Raw genomic sequence first — 6,588 nt, 5'->3', positions numbered from 1 at the left:
CGTCGTCCAACAACGCCACATCGATCTGCGGGTCATTTTTCTGCGCCACGATTTTTGCAATCGATGCTGATGTGACCCCTTCTTCGACAACCACTTTGGCCCCGGTCGCCTTCATGAGGGGATCGACGATATATTTTTGAATCGCAAGTCCATCACTGCCACCCCAGAACTGGACGCGCAATGATTGACCTTCGAAATCCGCAGCTTGCGCCTTGAAAGCGCCAGCTGCGGCTGCGGCGGCAGTGGCGGCAAGGAAAGTGCGTCTGGAAATCATCGTTCACTCCTCTGGTTAGCCTGTGGCTTCTTCTTAGGCATCTGCTTATCAGACATGTTGCCAATCTGTAAAGCGTTGGATGCTAGCGCTGCATTGAATTTTTAGGTCTACTTCGACGTTGAGCCGACACGCAGCTCTGAACCTTTAGCGTAACATATTGAAAGAAATACCGATACGGCCGAGCTATGCTGGCATGTCATATGGCTGGCATAGCGCGCAGAGACATCCGGCGCGGGTCCTTTTGGGGCGTTAATGGCGCGAAAATCGTCGCCGTAGAATGTTGCCGCTTTACAGAATGATAAGATGTCTGATAAGCAGATGTATAAGTCGCAAAGAGCCGAAACGTTCATGGCTCGACACAGCGTGACAGCGGTGCTTCATCCGATCTAGATTCAATCGGCGAAGCCCGCGATGCTTGAGATCTGCGCGGGTTTGGCAAGGAGGATGTCCTTGGGTCGATCAAGTCAGTCGAAGCCTTTGTCGGAGGGCGGGCGCCATTCGGGAGGCGGTGACAGCGCTGCGCCCAAACCGACGCGCTTCAAGCCACCATCTCGCATGTCGATGAGCCAGAATGTGCTCGATCAGATTCTGTCGGAGATCAGGGAAGGTCGGATCAAGCCAGGCGAACGGCTGCCGTCGGAGCGGCTGATGATGGAGGCTTTCTCCGTTGGCCGGTCGACCGTAAGGGAGGCGGTTCGCGGACTGGTTACCCTCGGGCTGGTCACCAACCGTCAAGGCGTCGGCGCGGTCGTGAGTGCACAGGTCTCCAGCCCGTTCGCTTCCATCCGACGCAACGTCGACGTCGAACAACTCAATCGGCGCGCTCTCTTAGACCTTCTCGATGTTCGAGAAGCGCTCGAAACGAAAGCGGCGGAATTCGCCGCGCGCCGCGCGACGGCCGACGATCTGGCGGAGCTTCAGAAGCAGCATAAGGCCGTGGAGCGCGAAGTGAAGGCCGGCCGGGTCTACTTTCAGCAGAACGCCTTGTTTCACAAGGCGATCGCGACAGCGGCCCACAATCCTGTCTTGGCTGAATCGATAAATCTCGTTGTCGTGCAGGTGCGTGAGTTTCGAGAGAAGATCATGCGGGAGACGCCGCTCATGCCACAGCGTGACGTCAAAGAGCACCTCGCGATCCTGTCAGCAATCGAACGCCGTGACCCGGACGCAGCGCGTGACGCGATGGCCTCCCACATTCGCAGCTCCGCCCGCGTAATCGAGAGTCACGGCGACCCCGACCGAAACTAGACATCACAAGCGGTTGGCATTGTTGCGCCCCTCGCGGGCGAACGATCTCGCTCGCGCTTTTTCAGGCAGGAAGTAAGTGACATGAACTCTATGAGCCAGAGAGGCTGGCGGTTGAGGTGCCAGGCGTGCGGCACGGGATATGACTTCGCTCCGATGGTGCATGGGTGCCCGGCGTGCGCAGCACATGGGAGAATTGGGCTTCTTGAGCTCACGCGGACCTATTCGCTGAAGTCGGGAGATTTCTCAGGATGTACCGGGCGGGGCCTGGATCGCTGGCTCGATGTTCTGCCTGTTCAGGACAAAGATGCATTCCTATCGTTGGGCGCAGGCGGAACAGCCCTTATCCACTCGCGGATCATCGGAAGACGGCTTGGCATTCCCCATCTTTATTTCAAGCTCGAGCAACAAAATCCAACTGCGTCGTTCAAAGATCGATTCGTGGCGATGTCCGCTAATGCGGCGCGATCGTTTGGCTTTCGCAAGATCGTCGTCTCATCGACGGGAAATCTTGCTGTTGCCGTCGCCGCCTATGCCGCGGCGCTTGAAATGGAGAGCATGGTAATCGTGCCGCATGGGACACCGGCTGGAATTCTTGCGGAGGCCAGTTTCTATAATGCCAAGATTGCAGTCACCGACCGTGAACTCAGGTTTTCGGCGCTCGAAACCGCTGCAAGACGGCCGGACTGGTTCCCGATCGGTTTGTTTCTGGCCAAGCCCGTCCAAAACGCGTTTGGCGTGGAGGGTTACCGGACGTTCGCTTATGAGGTGATCGAAGACCTCGGAGAGGCTCCCGGTACGATGCTGTTCCCTTGCGCGCGCGGAAACGGGCTCTATGGCGCCTTCAAGGGTTTTCTGGATTGCCAGGAAGCTGGTCTCATAGCCACTCTTCCACGGCTGGTGGCTACTCAGCCTGAGAAGGCTAACTCCATCGAAGTCTCTCTCGCTCGCGGGTCTGACAGTGCGGTTGAGTTGCCCCCGTTTGAAAGCGTGGCAAAATCGACGTCTGAAGCGGTGAGCAGCGATGATGCGCTCGACGCCATCCGAGAATCAGGCGGATACGGACTTTCCGCAAGCGAGGAGGAAATCCAGGAAGCTGCCGCCTCACTTGCCGAGGAAGGCCTGAATGTCGAGACAAGCTCGGCTTTGCCTGTCGCATGTTTGCCCAAGCTCGTCAGAGCAGACGGATTTGACCGGGAGCGTCCGGTGGTCTGTGTCCTTACCGCGGGAGGACCACGCTGGATGGATCCGGGGAAAAATGCATCGCCACGTATATTCGAGACGGCGACGATCTCGGACTTCGAGCGGCTGCTCGACAAGACGAAAGAACGTGACCTCTTGAACATCAGGGAAGGACAAGCGTGAGCGAGTTTGAATTTGAGATCAGCGAGTATGAGGCTCGCCTAGCGTCTGCTCAGAAGCTTATGCATCGAGAGCGCCTCGATGCCATTCTCATCACCAGCGAAGACCATTTCAGATATTTCACCGGCTTTCACAGTCCGACCTGGGTAAATCTGACGAGACCACGATACGCGGTGTTGCCGTCTCGGGGCGACATCATCCTGATTGTGCCGACCAGCAATGCGGAGATGACAAGGCGGACATCTTGGGTTCGTGATGTCCGCATGTGGGTTTCGCCGCGGCCCGAAGATGATGGGATTTCATTGGTTCGCGATGCGATCAGGAGTGTATCCAGCGGCCATGGCCGCATCGGCGCGGAACTGGGTGCCGAGAGCCGTCTCACCATGCCTGCCGGCGACTTCCTGCGACTTGGTCGTGAGTTATCGCCGACCGAACTGGTTGATGGATATCCGCTGCTTCGCGAACTGCTGATGCGCAAGTCTGCCGCCGAAGTGGAGAAGATCCACGCTATCGGCCAGATCGCCTCTTCCGCTTACGAGGCGCTGCCAGGGCGATTGCGGGCCGGCATGAGCATCCGCGAGGCCTGCAACGAATTCCGTCACGAACTGCTGGAGCGTGGCGCGGAGGCTTCTCCCTACTTGATCGGGGTGGCGGAACGCTTGGGCTATCCTTGTTTCAATCTCGAACCATCGAACAGAAAGCTATCCCAGGGCGACGTGCTGGTTATCGACACCGGCAGCACCCGTCACGGCTATTTCTGCGACTTCAACCGCGAGTTCTCGTTCGGGCCGCTGCACGACAAACTTCGAAAGATTTACGAGATTGTCTGGGAGGCGACGGAAGTCGGTATCGCAGCGGCCGAACCCGGTCGAACCACGGGTGAAATATGGCAAGACATGTCGAGCGCGATGCACCGGGCTTCGGAGGCGGTCAGCTTGCCGTTCGAGCCGTTCGGGCTTGGGCGCATGGGACATGGACTTGGACTACGCATGTGTGAAACCCCGTCGATCGCGCCCGGAGTCGAAACCGTCGTCGAGCCTGGGATGGTCCTGACCATAGAACCCAGCATGACCTACGAGATAGACGTCGACGGTGAGATGCGCAGTCACGTCTGCGTACATGAAGAGAACATCGCCGTGACCGCCGATGGGATCAGGCTGCTGAACCGCCGGGCGCCTCGCGAGATGCCCGTGATCCGTTGAACGCGGCTGGAGCGCGAACTTCAAACGCTTCCAGTGGTAGCGTTCCAGACGTTCGATAAGGTAGACTTGTGCATGCCGAGCAATGCAAACTCCAACTCGTTTGACACATTGGCGGGCCACGTCGATCAGGATCGTCTGTGGCAGCGGCACCTCGATATGGCGCGGATCGGCGCCACGCCGCGTGGCGGCGTTCACAGGCTGCCATTCAGCAAGGAAGATCTGGAATCACGAGAGTTGTTTCTGTCGTGGGCCAATACTCGTGGCTTCATTTCGACGATGGATGATTTCGGCAATATCTTCTTGCGACGCGAGGGCACGGAAAACGACCTCGCTCCTGTCGTCAGCGGTTCCCATAGCGATACGCAGCCAAACGGCGGGCAGTTCGACGGCATCTATGGCGTGCTCGCCGCATTCGAGGCACTGGAGGCGATCGACGACGCAGGCACCGTGACGAAGCGTCCGATCGAAGCGGTGATCTGGACTGCGGAGGAGGCCGACGCCCAGTTCGGCGTCGGGTGCCTGGGATCCCAGGTCTACGCGAATCCCGACAAGCTGCCGAAGCTGATGGACCTCAGAAACAATCAGAATATAACGGTCCGGCAATCGCTTGCGGGGTTACTGAAGGACCATCCACGCGTCGGACATCGGGGATTCCGATCGCCTATCGCCTACTATGTCGAAGCTCACATCGAACAAGGTCCGGAGCTGGAGGCGCGAGGCAAGACCATCGGTATCGTCACCGCGATACAAGGTCACCGAAGCTTCAAGGTTCACGTCGTTGGGGAAGCCGGACACGCCGGCGCCACGCCGGAGCGACTTCGGAAAGACGCACTGGTCGCCGCCATGGAGATTTTCAGCGAACTGCGGAAAGCTTTTCACGATCCGCGTGATATCGTTCGCTTCACTGTGGGCGAGATGGACGTGGTTCCGAGTGCGATGGCGGTTGTGCCCGGCTCGGTGACGTTCACGATCGATTTCAGGCACCCAGATCCGGACGCTCTCCGGTCGCTGGGGGATCAGATTGCGATCGTAGCGCGACAAAAGGCGGGCAGATGCGAGGTGACCGTCAGCGAGCTGCGGCATACGAGCCCGGTGGCGTTCACGGGCGCCGTGCCTGACGCCATTCTGAAGGCCGTGGAAAGCCTCGACTATTCGCACATGTTCCTACCGTCGGGAGCAGGTCACGATGCGCGCTACATTGCAGAACTGGCGCCGGCCGGAATGATTTTCATCCCGTGCTGGCGCGGCATAAGCCACAACGAATCGGAGAGCGCCGAGCTTCGCGACATGGTCGCAGGAGCCAACGTGCTCGCCAATACGCTCGTTCAACTCGCCAACCTTTAGGCGATTTTCATCCAACCTCTGGAGAGACTATGCCGGGTTTGCGCCAGACACGACTGATCGAGCTGGGTTTGAAGATACCGACGGCCCCGATCCCGGCCGCAAACTATGTGCCGTTCAGGCTTTGCGGAAATATCCTTTATCTGGCCGGCCAAGTGCCGCGTGTAGACGGAAAAAGCGCTTATGTCGGAACCCTCGGTAACGGCATCAGTCTCGAAGACGCTCAAAAAGCGGCGAGGATCTGCGGCTTGAACATTCTGTCGCAAATAAAGGCGGCGATTGGAGACCTGGATGAGGTGTCTTCCGTCATCCGCCTAGTCGGCTATTTCGCGTCGACGCCTTCCTTCAAGGAGCAACATCTGGTCATGAACGGCGCGTCCGACCTGATGGTCGAGGTTTTTGGTGAGGCCGGGAAGCACGCACGCACGTCTGTAGGCGTCGCCGCCCTTCCTCAAGGCGTTCCAGTCGAAGTTGAAGCTACAATCGAGCTCAAGCAATAGAAGTCCAGGCGAAAGTGCCGGAGCGTTCGCGACTGTCGCGCCGCTCTCGCGAAACTTTCTGGACGAAGCCGATGCTGTCGGGATGAAGCTTATTGCATATGCCTCAATCACGCAGCAATTGCGTTGATGTCGGTACGCCACCTCACCATCTCGCACTTCTCGCATTGTTGCCCATTTCGGAAAGTAGGTTTGCCATCTATCTCTAACGCTTGTGGTCTCGAGCCTACAAAAGATCATCGATGCCTACGAAGATGGGTGCACTTTCTCATGATCGCGGGAGAGCCAATATGAATATACCGGTAGCAAAAGGTCCCCTCTTCGACCCGCAGGATCTAGAGCGGCAGCTCGTTGCCAGAGAAAATGCCGGCGACGTCGATGGCATGACCGCTCTCTTCGAGTCAGATGCAGTGATCGAACTCAACGATGGCATGAACGACGGACAACTCCTGAGAGGCACCGCGGCCATCCGGGAGTTCTTCGAGAAATTGCAGGTGACCGGGATCGGTCCAGAAGGACGGCGCTTCCGGATGGGAGAGCAGAGACCGGCGCTGATTTCTGGCGATCTTGCGCTCACTTCCACCCGCAGCATCGATGGCGATATCACATCAGAGGTAGCCCGGCGCCAGCCTGACGGATCCTGGCTCTGGGTGATCGACAGATACTC

7 protein-coding genes are annotated in these 6,588 nt (G+C 58.2%); 6 read left to right on the top strand and 1 reads right to left on the bottom strand.

Annotation, left to right across the window (positions count from 1 at the left end):
- A partial coding sequence (locus EOA86_RS17080; RefSeq protein WP_128342716.1) for a twin-arginine translocation signal domain-containing protein occupies positions 1 to 274 on the bottom strand: 274 nt, incomplete at its 3' end.
- Between the two features lie 411 nt (positions 275 to 685).
- Between EOA86_RS17080 and EOA86_RS17075 the strand changes: the two genes are divergently transcribed.
- The 6 genes from EOA86_RS17075 to EOA86_RS17050 form a co-directional block, all read left to right on the top strand.
- Positions 686 to 1,522 (top strand): FadR/GntR family transcriptional regulator, encoded by an 837-nt coding sequence (locus EOA86_RS17075; RefSeq protein WP_128342715.1) that lies wholly within the window; start codon positions 686 to 688, stop codon positions 1,520 to 1,522.
- Positions 1,523 to 1,840: 318 nt separating this feature from the next.
- A complete protein-coding gene (locus EOA86_RS17070; RefSeq protein WP_164891786.1) occupies positions 1,841 to 2,884 on the top strand; it encodes a pyridoxal-phosphate dependent enzyme in 1,044 nt (347 codons plus the stop codon).
- Positions 2,881 to 4,083 carry a Xaa-Pro peptidase family protein gene (locus tag EOA86_RS17065; RefSeq protein ID WP_128342712.1) on the top strand — a complete coding sequence of 401 codons (1,203 nt, stop codon included), beginning with the start codon at positions 2,881 to 2,883 and terminating at the stop codon, positions 4,081 to 4,083. Before EOA86_RS17070 ends, EOA86_RS17065 begins: the two co-directional genes overlap by 4 nt.
- Before the next feature lie 72 nt (positions 4,084 to 4,155).
- Positions 4,156 to 5,427 (top strand): Zn-dependent hydrolase, encoded by a 1,272-nt coding sequence (locus tag EOA86_RS17060; protein WP_128342710.1) that lies wholly within the window; start codon positions 4,156 to 4,158, stop codon positions 5,425 to 5,427.
- Between the two features lie 29 nt (positions 5,428 to 5,456).
- Positions 5,457 to 5,924, top strand: a complete 468-nt coding sequence (locus tag EOA86_RS17055; protein ID WP_128342709.1) for a RidA family protein — start codon at positions 5,457 to 5,459, stop codon at positions 5,922 to 5,924.
- Positions 5,925 to 6,163: 239 nt separating this feature from the next.
- On the top strand, positions 6,164 to 6,588 hold a 425-nt coding region (locus EOA86_RS17050), incomplete at its 3' end, for a nuclear transport factor 2 family protein (RefSeq protein WP_245497298.1).

Source organism: Mesorhizobium sp. M5C.F.Ca.IN.020.32.2.1 (genome assembly GCF_004023105.1).
In the GTDB taxonomy this organism is placed as follows: Bacteria; Pseudomonadota; Alphaproteobacteria; order Rhizobiales; family Rhizobiaceae; genus Mesorhizobium; species Mesorhizobium wenxiniae.
This window is presented reverse-complemented; position numbering and strand designations above follow the sequence as displayed.